General features: G+C 45.1%; 19 protein-coding genes. All 19 read right to left on the bottom strand.

Annotated elements, in window-relative coordinates:
* Window positions 1–30: 30 nt before the first annotated feature.
* A complete protein-coding gene (gene rpsQ / locus ICW23_RS18055; RefSeq protein WP_016935900.1) occupies window positions 31–294 on the bottom strand; it encodes a 30S ribosomal protein S17 in 264 nt (87 codons plus the stop codon).
* Window positions 295–316: 22 nt separating this feature from the next.
* A complete protein-coding gene (gene rpmC, locus ICW23_RS18050) occupies window positions 317–517 on the bottom strand; it encodes a 50S ribosomal protein L29 (protein WP_003156482.1) in 201 nt (66 codons plus the stop codon).
* Window positions 507–941: a 50S ribosomal protein L16 gene (rplP, locus tag ICW23_RS18045; RefSeq protein WP_003156478.1), complete on the bottom strand. Its 435-nt coding sequence runs from the start codon at window positions 939–941 to the stop codon at window positions 507–509. Before rplP ends, rpmC begins: the two co-directional genes overlap by 11 nt.
* A gap of 1 nt (window position 942) precedes the next feature.
* Window positions 943–1,599 (bottom strand): 30S ribosomal protein S3, encoded by a 657-nt coding sequence (rpsC, locus tag ICW23_RS18040; RefSeq protein ID WP_003156476.1) that lies wholly within the window; start codon window positions 1,597–1,599, stop codon window positions 943–945.
* Between the two features lie 3 nt (window positions 1,600–1,602).
* Window positions 1,603–1,944, bottom strand: coding sequence for a 50S ribosomal protein L22 (gene rplV, locus ICW23_RS18035; RefSeq protein WP_003156475.1), 342 nt, complete (start codon window positions 1,942–1,944; stop codon window positions 1,603–1,605).
* A gap of 16 nt (window positions 1,945–1,960) precedes the next feature.
* Complete coding sequence (rpsS, locus tag ICW23_RS18030) at window positions 1,961–2,239, bottom strand: 30S ribosomal protein S19 (RefSeq protein ID WP_003156472.1); 279 nt, start codon at window positions 2,237–2,239, stop codon at window positions 1,961–1,963.
* Window positions 2,240–2,296: 57 nt separating this feature from the next.
* On the bottom strand, window positions 2,297–3,130 hold the full coding sequence (gene rplB / locus ICW23_RS18025) for a 50S ribosomal protein L2 (RefSeq protein ID WP_003156470.1): 834 nt from the start codon (window positions 3,128–3,130) through the stop codon (window positions 2,297–2,299).
* Between the two features lie 31 nt (window positions 3,131–3,161).
* On the bottom strand, window positions 3,162–3,449 hold the full coding sequence (rplW, locus tag ICW23_RS18020; protein ID WP_003156467.1) for a 50S ribosomal protein L23: 288 nt from the start codon (window positions 3,447–3,449) through the stop codon (window positions 3,162–3,164).
* Window positions 3,449–4,072, bottom strand: coding sequence for a 50S ribosomal protein L4 (gene rplD, locus ICW23_RS18015; RefSeq protein WP_016935901.1), 624 nt, complete (start codon window positions 4,070–4,072; stop codon window positions 3,449–3,451). The genes rplW and rplD overlap by 1 nt, the downstream gene beginning before the upstream one ends.
* A gap of 27 nt (window positions 4,073–4,099) precedes the next feature.
* The gene (rplC, locus tag ICW23_RS18010; protein ID WP_007410402.1) at window positions 4,100–4,729 is read right to left on the bottom strand and encodes a 50S ribosomal protein L3; all 630 of its coding nucleotides are present in this window, start codon (window positions 4,727–4,729) and stop codon (window positions 4,100–4,102) included.
* Between the two features lie 39 nt (window positions 4,730–4,768).
* Window positions 4,769–5,077, bottom strand: a complete 309-nt coding sequence (rpsJ, locus tag ICW23_RS18005) for a 30S ribosomal protein S10 (RefSeq protein ID WP_003156464.1) — start codon at window positions 5,075–5,077, stop codon at window positions 4,769–4,771.
* A 248-nt stretch (window positions 5,078–5,325) separates the two neighbouring features.
* On the bottom strand, window positions 5,326–6,291 hold the full coding sequence (locus ICW23_RS18000) for an alpha/beta fold hydrolase (protein WP_188154893.1): 966 nt from the start codon (window positions 6,289–6,291) through the stop codon (window positions 5,326–5,328).
* A 103-nt stretch (window positions 6,292–6,394) separates the two neighbouring features.
* Complete coding sequence (gene tuf, locus ICW23_RS17995) at window positions 6,395–7,585, bottom strand: elongation factor Tu (protein WP_003156451.1); 1,191 nt, start codon at window positions 7,583–7,585, stop codon at window positions 6,395–6,397.
* 119 nt (window positions 7,586–7,704) lie between these two features.
* Window positions 7,705–9,783 (bottom strand): elongation factor G, encoded by a 2,079-nt coding sequence (gene fusA / locus ICW23_RS17990; protein WP_016935903.1) that lies wholly within the window; start codon window positions 9,781–9,783, stop codon window positions 7,705–7,707.
* 52 nt (window positions 9,784–9,835) lie between these two features.
* Window positions 9,836–10,306: a 30S ribosomal protein S7 gene (rpsG, locus tag ICW23_RS17985; RefSeq protein ID WP_003156447.1), complete on the bottom strand. Its 471-nt coding sequence runs from the start codon at window positions 10,304–10,306 to the stop codon at window positions 9,836–9,838.
* A 39-nt stretch (window positions 10,307–10,345) separates the two neighbouring features.
* Window positions 10,346–10,762 carry a 30S ribosomal protein S12 gene (rpsL, locus tag ICW23_RS17980; RefSeq protein ID WP_003156445.1) on the bottom strand — a complete coding sequence of 139 codons (417 nt, stop codon included), beginning with the start codon at window positions 10,760–10,762 and terminating at the stop codon, window positions 10,346–10,348.
* Between the two features lie 115 nt (window positions 10,763–10,877).
* Window positions 10,878–11,126: a 50S ribosomal protein L7ae-like protein gene (locus tag ICW23_RS17975; protein WP_045927004.1), complete on the bottom strand. Its 249-nt coding sequence runs from the start codon at window positions 11,124–11,126 to the stop codon at window positions 10,878–10,880.
* Between the two features lie 168 nt (window positions 11,127–11,294).
* Window positions 11,295–14,894, bottom strand: a complete 3,600-nt coding sequence (rpoC, locus tag ICW23_RS17970; RefSeq protein ID WP_016935905.1) for a DNA-directed RNA polymerase subunit beta' — start codon at window positions 14,892–14,894, stop codon at window positions 11,295–11,297.
* Window positions 14,895–14,956: 62 nt separating this feature from the next.
* Window positions 14,957–18,538, bottom strand: a complete 3,582-nt coding sequence (rpoB, locus tag ICW23_RS17965; protein ID WP_003156440.1) for a DNA-directed RNA polymerase subunit beta — start codon at window positions 18,536–18,538, stop codon at window positions 14,957–14,959.
* Window positions 18,539–18,550: the final 12 nt, after the last annotated feature.

Genomic DNA, 18,550 nt, shown 5'->3' with positions numbered 1-18,550 from the left:
CTCCCTTCGGAAAAAGAATTCCGAACTTTATTAGATAATAACAGCTTCTTCGACAACTTCTACTAGACGAAAACGTTTAGTTGCAGATAATGGACGAGTTTCCATGATCTTCACGATGTCTCCGATTTTAGCTTGATTATTTTCATCATGTGCTTTTAATTTCTTTGAGTATTTTACGCGTTTACCGTAAATAGGATCCTTTTTGTATGTTTCAACAACAACAGTGATGGTTTTATCCATTTTGTCAGAAACAACACGGCCTTGGTAAACCTTGCGTTGGTTACGTTCGCTCATGCTCACGACCTCCCCTCAGTGATTATTTGTTAGCAGCAATTTCTCTTTCACGAATCACAGTTTTCATGCGCGCGATAGCTTTGCGCACTTCACGAATGCGAGCAGTATTTTCAAGTTGTCCTGTCGCTAATTGAAAGCGAAGATTGAAAAGTTCTTCTTTAAGAGACTTTACTTTTTGTTCAATTTCAGCAGTGGTAAGGTCACGAATTTCATTAGCTTTCATTTGATTCACCACCAATTTCTTCACGTTTTACGAACTTCGTTTTAATTGGCAATTTGTGAGATGCAAGACGAAGCGCTTCACGAGCTACCTCTTCAGACACACCAGAAATCTCAAATAAAACTTTGCCCGGTTTTACAACAGCTACCCAGCCTTCAGGAGCCCCTTTACCGGAACCCATCCGTACCTCAAGCGGTTTAGCAGTGTAAGGTTTTGAAGGGAAAATTTTAATCCAAACTTTACCGCCACGTTTCATGTAACGAGTCATCGCAATACGTGCAGCTTCGATTTGGCGGTTCGTGATCCAAGAAGCTTCAAGAGCCTGGATACCGTACTCACCAAAATGTACTTCAGTACCGCCTTTAGCGCGACCGCGCATTTTTCCGCGATGCTCTCTGCGATATTTAACGCGTTTTGGTAATAACATATTATTTTCCTCCTTCCTCAGTTTTCTTCTTAGTAGGAAGAACCTCTCCACGATAGATCCAGACTTTCACACCGAGCTTACCGTAAGTTGTGTCAGCTTCAGATGTTGCATAGTCGATGTCAGCACGTAAAGTGTGCAATGGAACAGTTCCTTCACTGTAGTATTCAGAACGAGCGATGTCAGCTCCGCCAAGACGGCCGGAAACCATTGTTTTCACACCTTGTGCTCCAGCACGCATAGTGCGTTGGATTTGTTGTTTCTGCGCACGGCGGAAAGAAATACGGTTTTCTAGTTGACGAGCGATGTTGTCAGCTACAAGCTGAGCATCAAGATCTGCTCTTTTGATTTCAAGAATGTTAATGTGTACACGCTTGCCAGTTAGGCTGTTAAGGGCTTTACGAAGTGCTTCAACTTCAGATCCGCCTTTACCGATTACCATACCAGGCTTAGCAGTGTGGATCGTAATGTTAACACGGTTTGCTGCGCGCTCGATTTCTACTTTAGAAACAGAAGCGTCAGAAAGGCGTTTGCTAATGAATTCACGAATTTTTAAATCTTCGTGCAGGAAGTCAGCGTAATCTTTACCAGCGTACCACTTAGATTCCCAATCACGAATGACTCCGATACGAAGACCGACTGGATTTACCTTTTGACCCACTACTTATCCCTCCTTCTTTTCTGATACAACGATTGTAATGTGGCTCGTACGTTTGTTGATTTGGCTCGCACGTCCCATAGCACGCGGGCGGAATCTTTTTAACGTTGGGCCTTCGTCAACAAATGCCTGAGAAATAACCAGATTGTTAGCGTCCATCTCGTAGTTGTGCTCAGCATTTGCGATAGCAGATTTTAAAACTTTTTCGATGATTGGAGAAGCAGCTCTCGGTGTTAGGTTCAAGATAGATACTGCTTCGCCTACTTGCTTACCTCGAATCAGGTCCATTACTAGACGTGCTTTACGAGGAGCAATACGGACTGTTCTTGCAACAGCTTTAGCTTGCATTTAAAAGCCTCCTCTCTTAGCGTCTTGTTTTTTTATCGTCACTGGCGTGGCCTTTGTAAGTACGAGTCGGTGCGAATTCGCCCAACTTGTGGCCTACCATGTCTTCAGAAATGAATACAGGCACGTGTTTACGTCCGTCATATACTGCGATTGTGTGACCGATAAATTGTGGGAAAATAGTTGAACGGCGAGACCAAGTTTTTACAACTTGTTTCTTGTCCGTTTCATTTAATTTCTCGATTTTTGTCATCAAGTGTCCATCGACAAATGGTCCTTTTTTCAAGCTGCGAGCCATTTTGGAACCTCCCTTCGTGATTGCACTACGGTCCGAAATGAACCGTAGACAACCCCGTTATTTATTTTTACGACGACGTACGATAAATTTATCAGATTTGTTCTTTTTCTTACGTGTCTTGAATCCAAGAGTCGGTTTGCCCCAAGGAGACATTGGTGATTTACGTCCGATTGGCGCGCGACCTTCACCACCACCGTGCGGGTGATCGTTAGGGTTCATTACAGAACCGCGGACTGTAGGGCGGATGCCTTTCCAGCGAGAGCGTCCTGCTTTACCAACGTTGATAAGTTCGTGCTGCTCGTTACCTACTTGACCGATAGAAGCGCGGCAAGCAGAAAGGATCATGCGAACTTCACCAGAGTTAAGACGTACAAGAACGTATTTGCCTTCTTTACCAAGAACCTGAGCAGATGTACCAGCTGAACGTACAAGCTGTCCGCCTTTACCAGGTTTTAATTCAATGTTATGCACAACAGTACCAACAGGGATGTTGATAAGTGGAAGTGCGTTACCTACTTTGATGTCAGCTTCAGGGCCGGACATGATTTCAGTACCTACTTGAATTCCTTTTGGTGCAAGAATGTAACGTTTTTCTCCGTCTACATAGTTGATTAGTGCGATGTTAGCTGAACGGTTTGGATCGTATTCAACTGTAGCAACGCGTCCAGGTATACCATCTTTATCGCGTTTGAAGTCGATAACACGGTATTGGCGTTTGTGTCCGCCACCTTGGTGACGTACAGTCAATTTACCTTGGTTGTTACGTCCGCCTTTTTTGTGAAGGGGAGCAAGCAAGGATTTTTCCGGCTGGTCAGTCGTGATTTCAGCAAAATCTGAAGTTGTCATGCCACGACGTCCGTTAGAGGTCGGTTTATACTTTTTAATCGCCATTTTGAATTTCCCTCCTTCTTTTTACAGATAATTAAGCTTCAAAAATTTCGATTTCTTTGCTGTCTGCAGTAAGTTTTACGATCGCTTTTCTGCGACGGCTAGTCATACCAGTATAGCGGCCGACACGTTTTGATTTCCCTTTGTAGTTCATGATGTTGACTTTGTCAACTTTCACTCCAAAGATACTTTCAACTGCATCTTTCACTTCTGTTTTATTAGCTCTTACATCAACTTCAAAAGTATATTTCTTTTCAGTCATTAAATCAGCAGAACGTTCAGTAATGACGGGGCGCTTAAGAACATCACGAGGATCTTTCATTATGCAAGCACCTCCTCTACTTTTTCAACCGCAGCTTTTGTAATCAGAAGCTTCTCGTGGTTGACAACGTCTAACACGTTGATTCCGTTAGCTTGAACAACTGTAACTCCAGGGATGTTGCGTGCAGAAAGAGATACTGCTTCGTTTGCATCCGCAGTTACGATTAAAGCTTTTTTCTCAACAGACAATCCTTTAAGGATAGCTGTCATTTCTTTTGTTTTAACCGTATCAAGAGTAAGATCTTCAAGAACAATAATGTTGTTGTCGTTCACTTTAGAAGACAATACTGATTTGATTGCCAAGCGGCGAACTTTTTTAGGTAATTTGTAAGAATAGCTGCGTGGTGTTGGGCCGAATACGACACCACCTCCGCGCCATTGCGGTGAACGGATTGAACCTTGACGGGCACGACCTGTACCTTTTTGACGCCATGGTTTGCGACCTCCGCCGCGTACTTCAGAACGATTTTTTACTTTGTGAGATCCTTGACGTAAGGAAGCTCTTTGCATAAGAATAGCGTCGAATACTACGCTCTCATTTGGCTCAATTCCAAATACAGAAGCGTTTAATTCGATATCACCAGCAGTAGAACCGTTTTGGTTGTATAATGCTACTTTTGGCATGATCAATTTCCTCCTTTCCTAAGAGACTTATTTAGATTTAACAGCACTTTTTACAGTGATTAAAGTTTTTCTCGCACCAGGTACGTTACCTTTAATCAAAAGAAGATTGCGCTCAGCATCAACTTTTACGATTTCAAGGTTTTGGACAGTGATTTGATCTCCGCCCATGCGTCCAGGTAATAGTTTACCTTTGAATACACGGTTAGGATCTACAGGTCCCATTGAACCAGGACGACGGTGGTAGCGTGAACCGTGAGACATAGGTCCGCGAGATTGTCCGTGGCGCTTGATTGCACCTTGGAAACCTTTACCTTTAGATACTCCTGTTACATCTACGATTTCTCCTGCAGAGAAAATTTCAACCTTGACTTCCTGACCAATTTCATACGCATCCATATCCACGCCGCGTAATTCTTTAACGAAGCGCTTAGGAGCAGTTTCCGCTTTTGCAACGTGTCCTTTTTCCGGTTTGTTTGAAAGCTTTTCACGCTTATCGTCAAAACCAAGCTGGATCGCTTCATAGCCATCGTTTTCAGCTGTTTTCTTTTGAAGAACAACGTTTGGAGCTGCTTCAATAACAGTTACCGGGATAAGATCACCGTTCTCTGCGAATACTTGCGTCATACCAATTTTTCTTCCTAAGATTCCTTTGGTCATTCGTCACACCTCCTATTAAGATCATTCTATATTTTTGAATTAAAGTTTGATTTCGATATCGACACCAGATGGTAAGTCTAATCGCATGAGAGCATCAACAGTTTGTGGTGTTGGGTTCACAATGTCGATTAAACGTTTATGTGTACGCATTTCAAATTGCTCACGAGAATCTTTGTATTTGTGCACCGCACGAAGGATTGTGTAAACTGATTTTTCAGTTGGCAACGGAATCGGACCAGATACGCTGGCACCAGAACGTTTTGCCGTTTCAACAATCTTCTCTGCAGATTGATCAAGGATTCTATGATCATATGCTTTTAAACGAATACGAATTTTTTGTTTTGCCATTATTTTCCCTCCTTTTCGCCTACATCACGTTAGACAGTTCTCCGTGAGAAAAACCTGATCACCTTGCCATGGCAAAGCGGCCGGGTGTGTCAGCAACCTCTCACTTCATCGCAGTCAAAGACCAACATACACTATTATACAGAAAATAGACGTATGTTGCAAGGTTTATTTGAAGAACCTTGTGGTTTTCACACTTTGATTATTATACAGGTGATGTCTTGATTAATCAAGGATATGCCTGTTTTCTTTCAGAGATGGAAAGATGCGAACCGGCTGACAACTTCGGCAAAGCGCTCAGGCTCCTCCAAGTGAGGCGAATGGGCTGAGTTTTCAAACCAGTGCCATTCTTTATACGGCGCTTCAACCTTCTGATAATATTCGTAAGATGTCGTTCCCGGAACCGTCAAATCGAATTTGCCTGACATAAAACAGCATGGTATTTCAATAGAAGAAACTGATTCCCCGGCATCAAAGAAAATGAGATCCTCCCACAGATGTTTCAGGCTGAACATTTGTCCCCGCGCAGCCAAAAAGCTCCCTCTCACACCGTACGGTTCCCCAAACAGCATTCGTCCGCCTGCTTTGAGAGCGCCGATCGGATTGTGGGTGAAGCCTCCTCCCTTCATCTCGATACAAAGCAGAAACAGCGACCGCTGCAGCTGTCCGTTCCATGGAGGGGCACCGATAAATTCCAGTGTCTTTTGCATCAGGCGGTGTTTACGCTCCCTGCTCCATGCTGCCAGCTGCCGGTAAGCTTCTGCTTCCTCTTTTTGAATATTAACCACTTGACTGATACCGATATACGCATAATACAAATCAGATCTCTTTTGGAGAGCGTGAAGCGCCAAAACTGATCCCCACGAGTAGCCTGCGATATATACTTTTTGCCTGCCGAATTGCTTACATAAACGTTCGGTCAAATGAATGGTGTCGGCCGTCAGCTGATCCAAAGTCATAGATGATTCCGGAATATCTTTTGAATACGAGAGTCCCGCCCCTCTCTGATCCCAGTTCACAACAGTGAAATGCTTTTCCAGCTTGTTTTGGTATTTTCTCGCATAGCCGATTTGAGGGGTGCCGGGGCCGCCATGCAAAAACAGAAGCAGCGGATTATCCCTGTCGTCGCCATTAATCATAATGGTCTGTTCGCTGTCGTTAATCAGCAATTGCTGAAGCATTGAAATCCGTTTGTTTGTCTTGAAGTTATCATTCATCGCACTGCTCCTAAAATTTGTATAATCTCTATTATACATTGAATCAGCCGGGAAACAAAAAAACGAGGCCCCATAAGGGACCCCGCATGTATGAACGAGTCGATTACTCAGTGATTGTAGAAACAACGCCTGAACCAACTGTACGTCCGCCTTCACGAATAGAGAAACGAGTTCCTTCTTCGATAGCGATTGTAGAGATAAGTTCAACGATCATTTCAGTGTTATCTCCAGGCATAACCATTTCTACGCCTTCTGGAAGATTGATGATACCAGTTACGTCAGTTGTACGGAAGTAGAACTGAGGACGGTAGTTAGAGAAGAATGGAGTATGACGTCCACCCTCTTCTTTAGAAAGAACGTAAACTTCAGCTTTGAATTTGCTGTGTGGAGTGATTGTACCTGGTTTAGCAAGTACTTGCCCACGTTGGATGTCTTCACGAGCTACACCGCGAAGAAGTGCACCGATGTTGTCTCCAGCTTCAGCGTAATCAAGAAGCTTACGGAACATTTCAACACCTGTAACAGTTGTTTTGCTGTTTTCTTCTTGAAGACCGATGATTTCAACTTCGTCACCGACTTTAACTTGTCCGCGTTCTACACGGCCAGTAGCAACTGTACCACGACCAGTGATTGAGAATACGTCCTCAACTGGCATCATGAATGGTTTTTCAGTGTCGCGTTCTGGAGTTGGGATGTACTCGTCAACTGCAGCCATAAGTTCAAGAATTTTTTCTTCGTACTCAGCGTCGCCTTCAAGAGCTTTAAGAGCAGAACCTTTAACAACTGGTACATCGTCACCAGGGAAGTCGTATTCGCTAAGAAGATCGCGAACTTCCATTTCAACAAGCTCAAGAAGCTCTTCGTCGTCTACCATGTCGCATTTGTTAAGGAATACAACGATGTATGGTACACCAACGTTTTTAGAAAGAAGGATGTGCTCACGAGTTTGTGGCATTGGGCCATCAGCAGCAGATACTACAAGGATAGCTCCGTCCATTTGCGCAGCACCAGTGATCATGTTTTTAACATAGTCAGCGTGTCCTGGGCAGTCAACGTGTGCATAGTGACGAGTGTCAGTTTCGTACTCAACGTGTGCAGTAGAGATTGTGATACCGCGCTCACGTTCTTCTGGAGCACCATCAATTTGATCGTACGCCATAGCTGTACCTTTACCAGATTTCTTATGAAGTACTGTTGAGATAGCAGCAGTTAATGTTGTTTTACCATGGTCAACGTGTCCAATTGTACCGATATTGGCATGTGATTTGGAACGGTCGAATTTTTCTTTAGCCATTCTAAAATCCTCCTTAAGAGCTTTTAATTAGTGATGTATAGAGTGATAGAAAGTGAAAGCAAGCTTTCACTTCCTCATCTTACAATAGTAGTTATACTTGAGTTAAGTGGCAAAATCAATTATTCGCCTTTATTTTTTTTGATAATTTCTTCAGCAATGCTCTTCGGCACTTCTTCGTAGTGATCCATGAACATAGTGAACGTACCGCGACCTTGCGTGTTAGAACGAAGGGCAGTAGCGTAACCGAACATTTCAGCAAGAGGTACCATCGCACGCACAACTTGAGCGTTACCGCGCGCTTCCATACCTTCTACGCGTCCGCGGCGAGAAGTAATATCGCCCATGATGTCTCCCATGTATTCTTCAGGAATAACCACTTCAACTTTCATGACTGGTTCAAGAAGAACTGGGTTACATTTGCTGACTGCATTTTTCAATGCCATAGAAGCAGCGACTTTAAACGCCATTTCGTTTGAGTCAACATCATGGTAAGATCCATCAAAAAGTTTCGCCTTGATGTCGATTAGCGGGAATCCTGCTAGGACACCATTTTCAAGAGAGTCTTCGAGACCTGCTTGTACGGCTGGGATGTATTCACGAGGAACAACACCACCGACGATTGCGTTTTCGAATTCAAAGCCTGCGCCTTCTTCGTTCGGTTCAAATTCGATCCAAACGTGACCGAACTGACCGCGTCCGCCTGATTGACGTACGAATTTACCTTCAACTTTTGCACCGCTACGGAATGTCTCACGGTACGCAACTTGAGGAGCACCAACGTTAGCTTCAACTTTGAACTCACGCTTCATACGATCAACAATGATATCAAGGTGAAGCTCACCCATACCAGAGATGATTGTTTGACCCGTTTCAGGGTTTGTTTGTGTACGGAATGTAGGATCTTCTTCAGCAAGTTTTGCTAAAGCGATACCCATTTTATCTTGGTCAGCTTTTGATTTAGGCTCAATCGCTACGTCGATAACTGGCTCTGGGAATTCCATGGATTCAAGGATTACAAGATCCTTCTCATCACAAAGAGTATCTCCAGTAGAAGTATCTTTTAGACCTACAGCAGCTGCGATGTCTCCAGCGTAAACAGTAGAGATCTCTTCACGGCTGTTAGCGTGCATTTGAAGGATACGTCCTACGCGCTCACGCTTGCCTTTTGTAGAGTTCTTTACATATGAACCGGAATCAAGTGTACCGGAATATACGCGGAAGAACGTCAGCTTACCGACATAAGGGTCAGTCATAACTTTAAATGCAAGTGCAGAGAATGGCTCTTCATCAGAAGAATGACGAACGATCTCTTCATCTGTATCAGGACGTACACCTTTGATTGCAGCAACATCAGTTGGCGCAGGAAGGTAGTCAAGAACAGCATCAAGTACAAGCTGAACACCTTTGTTTTTGAAAGCAGAACCAACAAGTACAGGGTAGAATTCAACATTCAGTGTACCTTTACGGATTGCAGCTTTCAGTTCAGGGATAGTGATTTCTTCACCTTCAAGGTACTTTTCCATAAGCTCTTCATCAAGCTCAGCTACAGCTTCAATCAGGCTGTTGCGAAGCTCTTCAGCTTGTTCTTTGTACTCTTCAGGGATTTCTTTCGCATCTGAACGAGTTCCAAGGTCATCTTCGTAGAAATACGCAACGTTTTCTACTAAGTCGATGATACCTTCGAAGTTGTCTTCAGCACCGATCGGCAATTGAATTGCGTGAGCGTTAGCTTGAAGACGGTCTCTTAAAGTTCCTACAGAGTAAAGGAAGTCTGCGCCGATTTTGTCCATTTTGTTGACAAATACAACACGCGGCACTCCGTAAGTTGTTGCTTGGCGCCATACAGTTTCTGTCTGAGGCTCAACACCTGATTGAGCATCAAGTACAGCAACCGCACCATCAAGTACACGGAGTGAACGTTCAACTTCAACTGTGAAGTCCACGTGTCCCGGTGTATCGATGATGTTTACACGGTAACCTTTCCACTGTGCAGTTGTTGCTGCAGAAGTGATTGTGATACCGCGTTCTTGTTCCTGCTCCATCCAGTCCATTTGCGAAGCACCTTCGTGAGTTTCGCCAATTTTGTGGATACGGCCTGTGTAGAACAAGATCCGTTCTGTAGTCGTCGTTTTACCGGCATCGATGTGAGCCATGATCCCGATATTACGAGTTTTTTCTAAGGAGAACTCTCTTGCCATTGGGTAATTTCTCCTTCCTTATTAGGGAATTATTATTTTGATTATATGAATCCTACCAGCGGTAGTGAGCAAATGCTTTGTTCGCTTCTGCCATCTTGTGAGTGTCTTCACGTTTCTTAACGGCAGCACCAGTGTTGTTAGCTGCATCAAGAATTTCGTTAGCCAGGCGCTCTTCCATTGTTTTTTCTCCGCGAAGACGCGCATAGTTAACCAACCAGCGAAGACCAAGAGTTGTACGGCGTTCTGGACGAACTTCTACAGGCACTTGGTAGTTAGCTCCACCTACACGGCGTGCTTTTACTTCAAGTACAGGCATGATGTTTTTCAATGCTTGTTCGAAAACCTCCATTGCATCATTGCCAGTGCGTTCTTTAATGATATCGAATGACTTGTATAGGATTGTTTGAGATTTACCTTTTTTACCGTCGATCATCATTTTGTTGATCAGGCGGGATACCAGCTTAGAGTTGTAAAGCGGATCAGGTAAAACATCTCTTTTTGCTACAGGACCTTTACGTGGCATCTGAATATCCTCCCTTCATAGTTTTAATGATTTATTTAATTACTTTGCTTTAGGGCGTTTCGTACCGTACTTAGAACGGCCTTGCGCACGGTTTTCAACTCCGGCAGTATCAAGCGCACCACGAACGATGTGGTAGCGTACCCCCGGTAAGTCTTTTACACGTCCGCCGCGGATCAGTACAACGCTGTGCTCTTGCAGGTTGTGGCCGATACCAGGAATGTAGGCAGTAACCTCGATTCCGTTAGTCAAACGAACACGAGCATATTTACGAAGTGCTGAGTTCGGTTTTTTCGGTGTCATTGTACCCACACGAGTACATACCCCGCGTTTTTGTGGAGAAGATACGTTAGTGTGCTCTTTTTTAAAGCTGTTGTATCCTTTGTTTAGTGCAGGTGACTTAGAGTTTTCAACTTTGCTCACGCGTCCCTTGCGAATTAGCTGATTAATTGTAGGCATGTTGTGTTCCTCCCTTCATTACGTTTTATAACCCACATACCCAGGTGGTTCATCATTAGGCAAAAAACAATGTCTTTACACAAGATCGAAATCTTATATAAAAACAAAAAGTACGCTATAACATAATGGCAACAGCTGCTGCTCCCACTTCAATTCCGCAGGCTTTGCCGAGCTTTTTCATGGAATCTACCATACAGACGTCGATGTCCCGGTTCTTTGCAAGCTGGATAACGCCAGCCGTAAGAACTGTATCCGCGTCTTTTGCCACGACGACTTCCTTTACTGAACCTCGTTTCAGAGCTTTCACTGTTTGCTTCGTACCAATAATAATTGATTTGGCCTGTGATACTTTATCATAAGACATAAACATATCCTCCAAAGTAACAGGTTTTATTTCGAGCACCTTGGTTATATTATCACTCCGCGGAACGGATGTCAACATCGTATGACATTTTTTAGTGCGGTCCGCCGCCAGAATAATTGTAATACTGAGGAAAAGCTGTCGAGACAGCCTTTCCTGCAGCAGTTTCCATTATTCAGCCGGAACCATATCTTCCGAAGGCTGAACGTTTGAAACAGGTTTTACTTTTCTGTAATTCATCATACCGGTACCGGCCGGAACCAGTTTACCGATGATAACATTTTCTTTCAGGCCGAGAAGCTCATCGCGCTTGCCTTTAATCGCAGCATCCGTAAGAACGCGTGTTGTTTCTTGGAATGATGCGGCAGACAAGAATGAATCTGTCTCGAGTGAAGCTTTCGTGATACCGAGAAGGACAGGACGCCCTGTAGCAGGCCGGTTGCCTTCAAGCAGCACTTTTTTGTTCGCTTCTGTGAATTGGTGAATATCAAGCAATGTGCCAGGAAGAACATCAGTATCTCCGGCATCGATCACACGGACTTTGCGAAGCATCTGGCGAACCATTACTTCTACGTGTTTATCGCCGATTTCAACCCCCTGCATACGGTAAACCTTCTGAACCTCGTGCAGAAGATATTCTTGAACCGTTGTCAGGTCAGTGACTTTCAGAAGTTCTTTCGGATCGATAGAACCTTCTGTCAGCACTTGACCGCGGGTAATCTGATCACCCTCAGCCACTTTCAAGCGTGAGTTGTAAGGTGCTGTGTATGAACGTGTCTCAACAGCGCCTTGAACAACAATTTCCTGCTGTTTGTCGCGGACTTCATTGATTTCGGCAATTGTACCGTCAATCTCAGAAATCGTCGCTTGACCTTTAGGATTACGCGCTTCGAAAAGCTCTTGGATACGCGGAAGACCTTGTGTGATATCGTCTCCGGCAACCCCGCCTGTGTGGAACGTACGCATTGTTAACTGTGTTCCAGGCTCACCGATAGATTGGGCAGCGATAATACCTACTGCTTCGCCGACTTCAACATCAGTTCCGGTTGCAAGGTTTCGTCCGTAGCATCGTTTACATACACCATGAGGAGTGTTACATGTGAACGCAGAACGGATCCACACTTCTTCGATTCCGGCTTCAACGATTTCCAGCGCTTTATCTTCATCGATCAATTCGTTTTCGTTAATGAGCACAGCACCCGTTTCAGGATGTTTGATCTGTTTTCTGGCGAAACGTCCGATCAGACGCTCTTCCAGACGCTCGATGATTTCCGTACCTTCTTTAAGCGGTTTTGCAAGAATACCGCGGTCAGTTCCGCAATCTGTTTCACGAATGATAACATCCTGCGCAACATCAACAAGACGGCGTGTAAGGTAACCTGAGTCAGCTGTTTTCAGGGCGGTATCGGCAAGACCTTTACGCGCACCGTGAGTGGAGATAAAGTACTCCAATACCGTCAGACCTTCACGGAAACTTGATTTGATAGGCAATTCAATGATTCGTCCAGCCGGGTTGGCCATCAGACCGCGCATACCCGCAAGCTGCGTAAAGTTAGATGCGTTACCACGGGCTCCTGAGTCACTCATCATGTAGATCGGGTTGACTTCGTCTAATGATTTCATCAGTTTGCCTTGGATAACATCTTTCGCTGAACTCCAAATTGAAATGACTCTTTCATAACGTTCTTCTTCGGTGATTAAACCGCGTCTGAACTGTTTCAAGACATTATCAACTTTGCTTTGTGCTTCTTCGAGGATTTCCTGCTTATCATCGAGAACGACGATATCAGAAACCCCTACCGTGATACCAGCTTTCGTTGAATATCTGAAACCGAGGTTTTTCATGCGGTCAAGCATCTTAGACGTTTCCGTGATATGGAATCGTTTAAAGATTTCCGCGATGATTTTACCCAAAATACCTTTTTTAAACGGTGCGTTGATCGGCTGCTCTGCAATCACAGCTTTTACGTCAGCACCTTTATCTAAGAAGAAACGGTCAGGTGTTTTCTCTTCAATGTTGCTCTTCGTAGGTTCATTCATGTAAGGGAATGACTCAGGAAGAATTTCATTGAAGACCAACTTACCGACTGTTGTAATTAACAGTTTTGAACGCTGCTCATCCGTAAATGTCACATTCTTCAGGGAGTTCGCTGCAACAGCTACTCTCGTATGAAGGTGGACATAACCGTTTTGATAAGCAAGAAGCGCTTCGTCCGTATTTTTGAAGACCATACCCTCGCCGACTGCTCCGGCGCGCTCAAGTGTCAGGTAGTAGTTTCCTAATACCATATCCTGAGACGGCGTAACAACCGGTTTACCATCTTTAGGGTTCAAGATGTTTTGGGCCGCAAGCATCAGAATGCGGGCCTCAGCTTGAGCCTCAGCTGATAAAGGTACGTGAACCGCCATTTGGTCACCGTCAAAGTCAGCGTTATAAGCTGTACATACTAACGGGTGAAGACGGATGGCGCGTCCTTCAACAAGCGTAGGTTCGAAAGCCTGGATACCTAATCTGTGAAGCGTAGGGGCACGGTTCAGTAAGACCGGATGCTCCTTAATGACAGATTCAAGTACATCCCATACTTCTGGCTGCACACGTTCGATTTTGCGTTTTGCGCTCTTGATGTTGTGAGCGAGACCTTTTTCAACAAGCTCTTTCATAACGAATGGCTTGAAGAGCTCAAGCGCCATTTCCTTCGGCAATCCGCACTGATACATTTTCAGATGCGGACCTACGACGATAACGGAACGCCCTGAGTAGTCTACACGTTTACCAAGAAGGTTTTGACGGAAACGTCCTTGTTTCCCTTTCAGCATGTGAGAAAGAGATTTTAACGGTCTGTTACCAGGACCTGTTACAGGACGTCCGCGCCGGCCGTTGTCAATTAAAGCATCGACAGCCTCTTGAAGCATACGTTTCTCGTTCTGAACGATGATGCTTGGCGCACCAAGGTCCAAAAGGCGTTTCAAACGGTTGTTACGGTTGATGACACGACGGTAAAGGTCATTCAGGTCAGACGTTGCGAAACGTCCGCCGTCAAGCTGAACCATCGGTCTTAATTCAGGCGGAATAACCGGAAGCACGTCGAGAATCATCCAAGACGGCTTGTTTCCTGAATTACGGAAGGCTTCAAGCACTTCAAGGCGTTTGATCGCACGTGTGCGGCGCTGGCCTTGAGAAGTTTTCAGCTCTTCTTTTAACATATCAACTTCTTTGACAAGGTCGATGTCCTGCAGAAGTTTATTAATGGCTTCCGCACCCATAGAGGCTTGGAATTTGTTTCCGTACTTATCCAGATACGCACGGTATTCCTTTTCGGATAAAAGCTGTTTCTTTTCGAGCGGTGTATTGGCCGGGTCAGTTACGACGTAAGAAGCAAAGTAGATGACTTCTTCCAGCGCACGCGGTGACATATCCAATACAAGACCCATACGGCTCGGAATACCTTTGAAATACCAAATGTGAGAAACCGGGGCAGCCAGTTCAATATGCCCCATTCTCTCACGACGGACTTTAGCCCGCGTTACTTCAACTCCGCAACGGTCACAAACTACGCCTTTATAACGAACCCGCTTGTACTTGCCGCAATGACATTCCCAGTCCTTAGTCGGTCCGAAAATGCGTTCGCAGAACAGGCCGTCCTTTTCAGGTTTCAATGTACGATAGTTTATCGTTTCAGGCTTTTTCACTTCACCAAAAGACCATGAACGGATTTTATCCGGTGAAGCAAGACCGATGTTCATATACTCAAAATTGTTCACATCTAGCAAGGGGCCTACCTCCCTTTTTATCTTCGGATTAACCGATGTCACTTGCCTTTATCAATCACAGACTATTCTTTCGTTACTGCGTCACGTTCAACGTCTGGAGATGCTGTTTCTTCCGGCGCTTCATCACCTGATAATGCAAGGCCGTCAGCTTGTTTCGCATCTTCCTCGTCTTCTAGATCTCTCATTTCTATTTCTTCTTCATCGCCTGAAAGGATTTTCACGTCCATACCTAAGCTTTGAAGCTCTTTGATCAATACTTTGAATGATTCCGGAACACCAGGCTCTGGAACATTATCGCCTTTGACGATGGCTTCATATGTTTTCACACGTCCGACCACGTCATCGGACTTCACAGTCAGGATTTCTTGAAGCGTGTAAGCTGCGCCGTAAGCTTCAAGCGCCCAAACCTCCATCTCACCGAAACGCTGTCCGCCGAATTGGGCTTTACCGCCGAGAGGCTGCTGCGTAACAAGTGAGTAAGGACCTGTAGAACGGGCATGAAGTTTATCATCAACCATGTGTGCCAGTTTGATCATGTACATGATTCCGACAGATACACGGTTGTCGAACGGTTCTCCCGTACGGCCGTCATAAAGAACTGTTTTAGCGTCTCTTGACATGCCTGCTTCTTCAAGTGTTTCCCACACATCTTCTTCACGCGCGCCGTCAAATACAGGTGACGCGATGTGAATGCCGAGGTAGCGGGCAGCCATACCCATGTGAAGTTCTAATACCTGACCGATATTCATACGTGATGGTACACCCAGCGGGTTAAGCATGATATCGATCGGCGTGCCGTCAGGAAGGTAAGGCATATCTTCTTCAGGAAGAATCTTCGAGATAACCCCTTTGTTTCCGTGACGTCCGGCCATTTTATCACCTTCAGAAATCTTACGTTTCTGAACGATATATACGCGTACAAGCTGGTTCACTCCCGGAGGAAGTTCGTCTCCGTCTTCACGGTTGAAGACTTTTACGTCGTGGATAATTCCGCCGCCGCCATGAGGCACACGGAGGGAAGTATCACGGACTTCACGCGCTTTTTCTCCAAAGATTGCGTGCAGAAGGCGTTCTTCAGCCGTAAGCTCAGTTACACCTTTAGGCGTTACTTTACCCACGAGAAGGTCTCCGTCGTTGACTTCCGCGCCGATACGGATAATTCCGCGGTCATCAAGGTTGCGAAGCGCGTCTTCCCCTACGTTTGGAATATCGCGGGTGATCTCTTCCGGTCCAAGCTTTGTATCACGTGCTTCTGATTCATATTCTTCAATGTGAATTGATGTGTATACATCATCTTTCACAAGGCGTTCACTCATGATGATGGCATCCTCATAGTTGTAGCCATCCCATGTCATGAAGCCGACCATTACGTTGCGGCCGAGAGCAAGTTCACCAAGCTCCATTGAAGGGCCGTCAGCAAGGATTTCTCCTTTTACTACTTCATCGCCGACACTGACGATCGGACGCTGGTTGTAGCACGTACCTTGGTTGGAGCGGACAAATTTCAGCAAGCTGTACTTATCCAGGTTGCCTTTTACTTTTTGGCCGTCAATTTCTTCATAGCGGCGCACCCATACGTTTTTCGCTTCCACCCGTTCAACGATACCAGGGTGTTTACAAATAACGGCTGCACCGGAGTCTTTACCGGATACGTATTCCATACCCGTTCCGACGATCGGAGCTTCCGGCTGCATCAAAGGCACAGCCTGACGCTGCATGTTCGCTCCCATAAGGGCACGGTTCGAGTCATCGTTTTCCAAGAACGGAATACATGCTGTCGCAGCAGATACAACCTGTTTAGGAGATACGTCCATGTAATCCACGCGGTTGCGGGCTACAACGGTGTTTTCCCCTCTGAAACGGGCTACGATGCTGTCATCCAAGAAAGAACCGTCATCGCTCAGCTTAGCGTTCGCTTGGGCTACGACATAGTTATCCTCTTCATCAGCAGTCAGGTAGTCGATTCTAGGCGTTACTTTTCCTGTTTCAGGATCAACGCGGCGGTATGGCGTCTCAATGAAACCAAAGCGGTTTACTTTCGCAAATGATGACAATGAGTTGATCAAACCGATGTTCGGGCCCTCAGGCGTTTCGATCGGACACATACGGCCATAGTGAGAGTAGTGAACGTCACGTACTTCCATACCTGCACGCTCACGCGTCAAACCGCCCGGTCCGAGAGCTGACAGACGGCGTTTGTGCGTCAATTCAGCAAGCGGGTTCGTCTGGTCCATGAATTGAGAAAGCTGTGAGCTTCCGAAGAACTCTTTAATAGACGCAATAACAGGTCTGATGTTAATCAGCTGCTGTGGCGTGATTGTATTTGTGTCTTGAATAGACATTCTTTCACGTACGACACGTTCCATCCGGCTTAAACCGATACGGAATTGGTTTTGCAGGAGCTCACCTACAGAACGCAGGCGGCGGTTTCCGAGATGGTCGATATCATCAGTGTCGCCCACTCCGTGCAGCAGGTTGAAGAAGTAGCTGATAGAAGAAATAATATCAGCAGGCGTAATGTTTTTAATCGCCTCTTCAATGTAAGCATTGCCGATCACATTGATCGTCTGCTCTCCTTCTGCATCAGTAGGAGCATAGATTTTAATGGATTGAAGCATCACTTCATCCTCGACAACGCCGCCGTTAGGATAAAGTTTTCTGAAGCCGATTCCATTTTCTAAGTATGGCAGTACTTTATCAAGTGTTCTTCTGTCAAGAATCTGCCCTTTTTCAGCAAGGATTTCACCTGTTTCAGGATCCACCAGTGTTTCTGCAAGGCGCTGGTTAAACAGACGGTTCTTGATATGAAGCTTTTTATTAATTTTATAGCGTCCTACATTCGCAAGGTCGTATCGCTTAGGATCAAAGAAACGAGAATCCAGCAAACTTTTTGCGTTTTCTACTGTAGGCGGCTCTCCCGGACGAAGGCGCTCATAGATTTCAAGAAGCGCTTTGTCACTGTTTTCAGTGTTGTCCTTATCCAGTGTATTGCGGAGATATTCGTTCTCACCAATGAGATCGAGAATCTCTTGATCGGAACCGAAGCCGAGAGCACGCAAAAGAACCGTAACCGGCAACTTACGTGTGCGATCAATGCGGACATACACAACATCTTTCGCATCAGTTTCGTATTCTAACCATGCGCCACGGTTTGGAATGACAGTCGCGGTAAAACCTTTCTTACCGTTTTTGTCTACTTTACCACTGAAATATACACTTGGAGACCGAACAAGCTGAGATACGATAACACGTTCTGCACCGTTGATGATAAAAGTACCGGTATCTGTCATAATAGGGAAATCACCCATGAAGACATCCTGGTCTTTTACCTCTCCAGTTTCTTTGTTAATTAAACGAACCTTCACTCTTAGCGGAGCTGAGTAAGTCACATCACGTTCTTTTGACTCTTCAACGGGATACTTAGGATCTCCTAAACTGTAGTCAATGAACTCAAGAGAGAGGTTACCAGTGAAATCCTCAATTGGTGATATGTCTTGAAACATCTCTCTAAGACCCTCATCAAGAAACCACTGATAAGAAGAGGTTTGAATTTCAATGAGATTTGGTAATTCTAACACTTCGCTAATGCGAGCATAGCTTCTGCGCTGGCGGTGTCGTCCATACTGAACTAGTTGACCTGTCAACTGATTCACCCC

The sequence above is a fragment of the Bacillus sp. 1021 genome (assembly GCF_014534735.1).
Lineage (GTDB): Bacteria > Bacillota > Bacilli > Bacillales > Bacillaceae > Bacillus > Bacillus siamensis.
Note: the sequence above shows the minus strand (reverse complement) of the source record. Positions and strands in the feature narration are given on the sequence as shown.

Coding starts and splice junctions, on each gene's coding strand:
- rpsJ (WP_003156464.1), bottom strand. CDS start 5,077: ATGGCAAAACAAAAAATTCGTATTCGTTTAAAAGCATATGATCATAGA.
- ICW23_RS17975 (WP_045927004.1), bottom strand. CDS start 11,126: ATGTCTTATGATAAAGTATCACAGGCCAAATCAATTATTATTGGTACG.
- rplB (WP_003156470.1), bottom strand. CDS start 3,130: ATGGCGATTAAAAAGTATAAACCGACCTCTAACGGACGTCGTGGCATG.
- rpmC (WP_003156482.1), bottom strand. CDS start 517: ATGAAAGCTAATGAAATTCGTGACCTTACCACTGCTGAAATTGAACAA.
- rpsQ (WP_016935900.1), bottom strand. CDS start 294: ATGAGCGAACGTAACCAACGCAAGGTTTACCAAGGCCGTGTTGTTTCT.
- tuf (WP_003156451.1), bottom strand. CDS start 7,585: ATGGCTAAAGAAAAATTCGACCGTTCCAAATCACATGCCAATATCGGT.
- rplD (WP_016935901.1), bottom strand. CDS start 4,072: ATGCCAAAAGTAGCATTATACAACCAAAACGGTTCTACTGCTGGTGAT.
- ICW23_RS18000 (WP_188154893.1), bottom strand. CDS start 6,291: ATGAATGATAACTTCAAGACAAACAAACGGATTTCAATGCTTCAGCAA.
- rplW (WP_003156467.1), bottom strand. CDS start 3,449: ATGAAAGATCCTCGTGATGTTCTTAAGCGCCCCGTCATTACTGAACGT.
- fusA (WP_016935903.1), bottom strand. CDS start 9,783: ATGGCAAGAGAGTTCTCCTTAGAAAAAACTCGTAATATCGGGATCATG.
- rplC (WP_007410402.1), bottom strand. CDS start 4,729: ATGACCAAAGGAATCTTAGGAAGAAAAATTGGTATGACGCAAGTATTC.
- rpsG (WP_003156447.1), bottom strand. CDS start 10,306: ATGCCACGTAAAGGTCCTGTAGCAAAAAGAGATGTTTTACCTGATCCG.
- rplV (WP_003156475.1), bottom strand. CDS start 1,944: ATGCAAGCTAAAGCTGTTGCAAGAACAGTCCGTATTGCTCCTCGTAAA.
- rpsL (WP_003156445.1), bottom strand. CDS start 10,762: ATGCCTACAATTAATCAGCTAATTCGCAAGGGACGCGTGAGCAAAGTT.
- rplP (WP_003156478.1), bottom strand. CDS start 941: ATGTTATTACCAAAACGCGTTAAATATCGCAGAGAGCATCGCGGAAAA.
- rpsS (WP_003156472.1), bottom strand. CDS start 2,239: ATGGCTCGCAGCTTGAAAAAAGGACCATTTGTCGATGGACACTTGATG.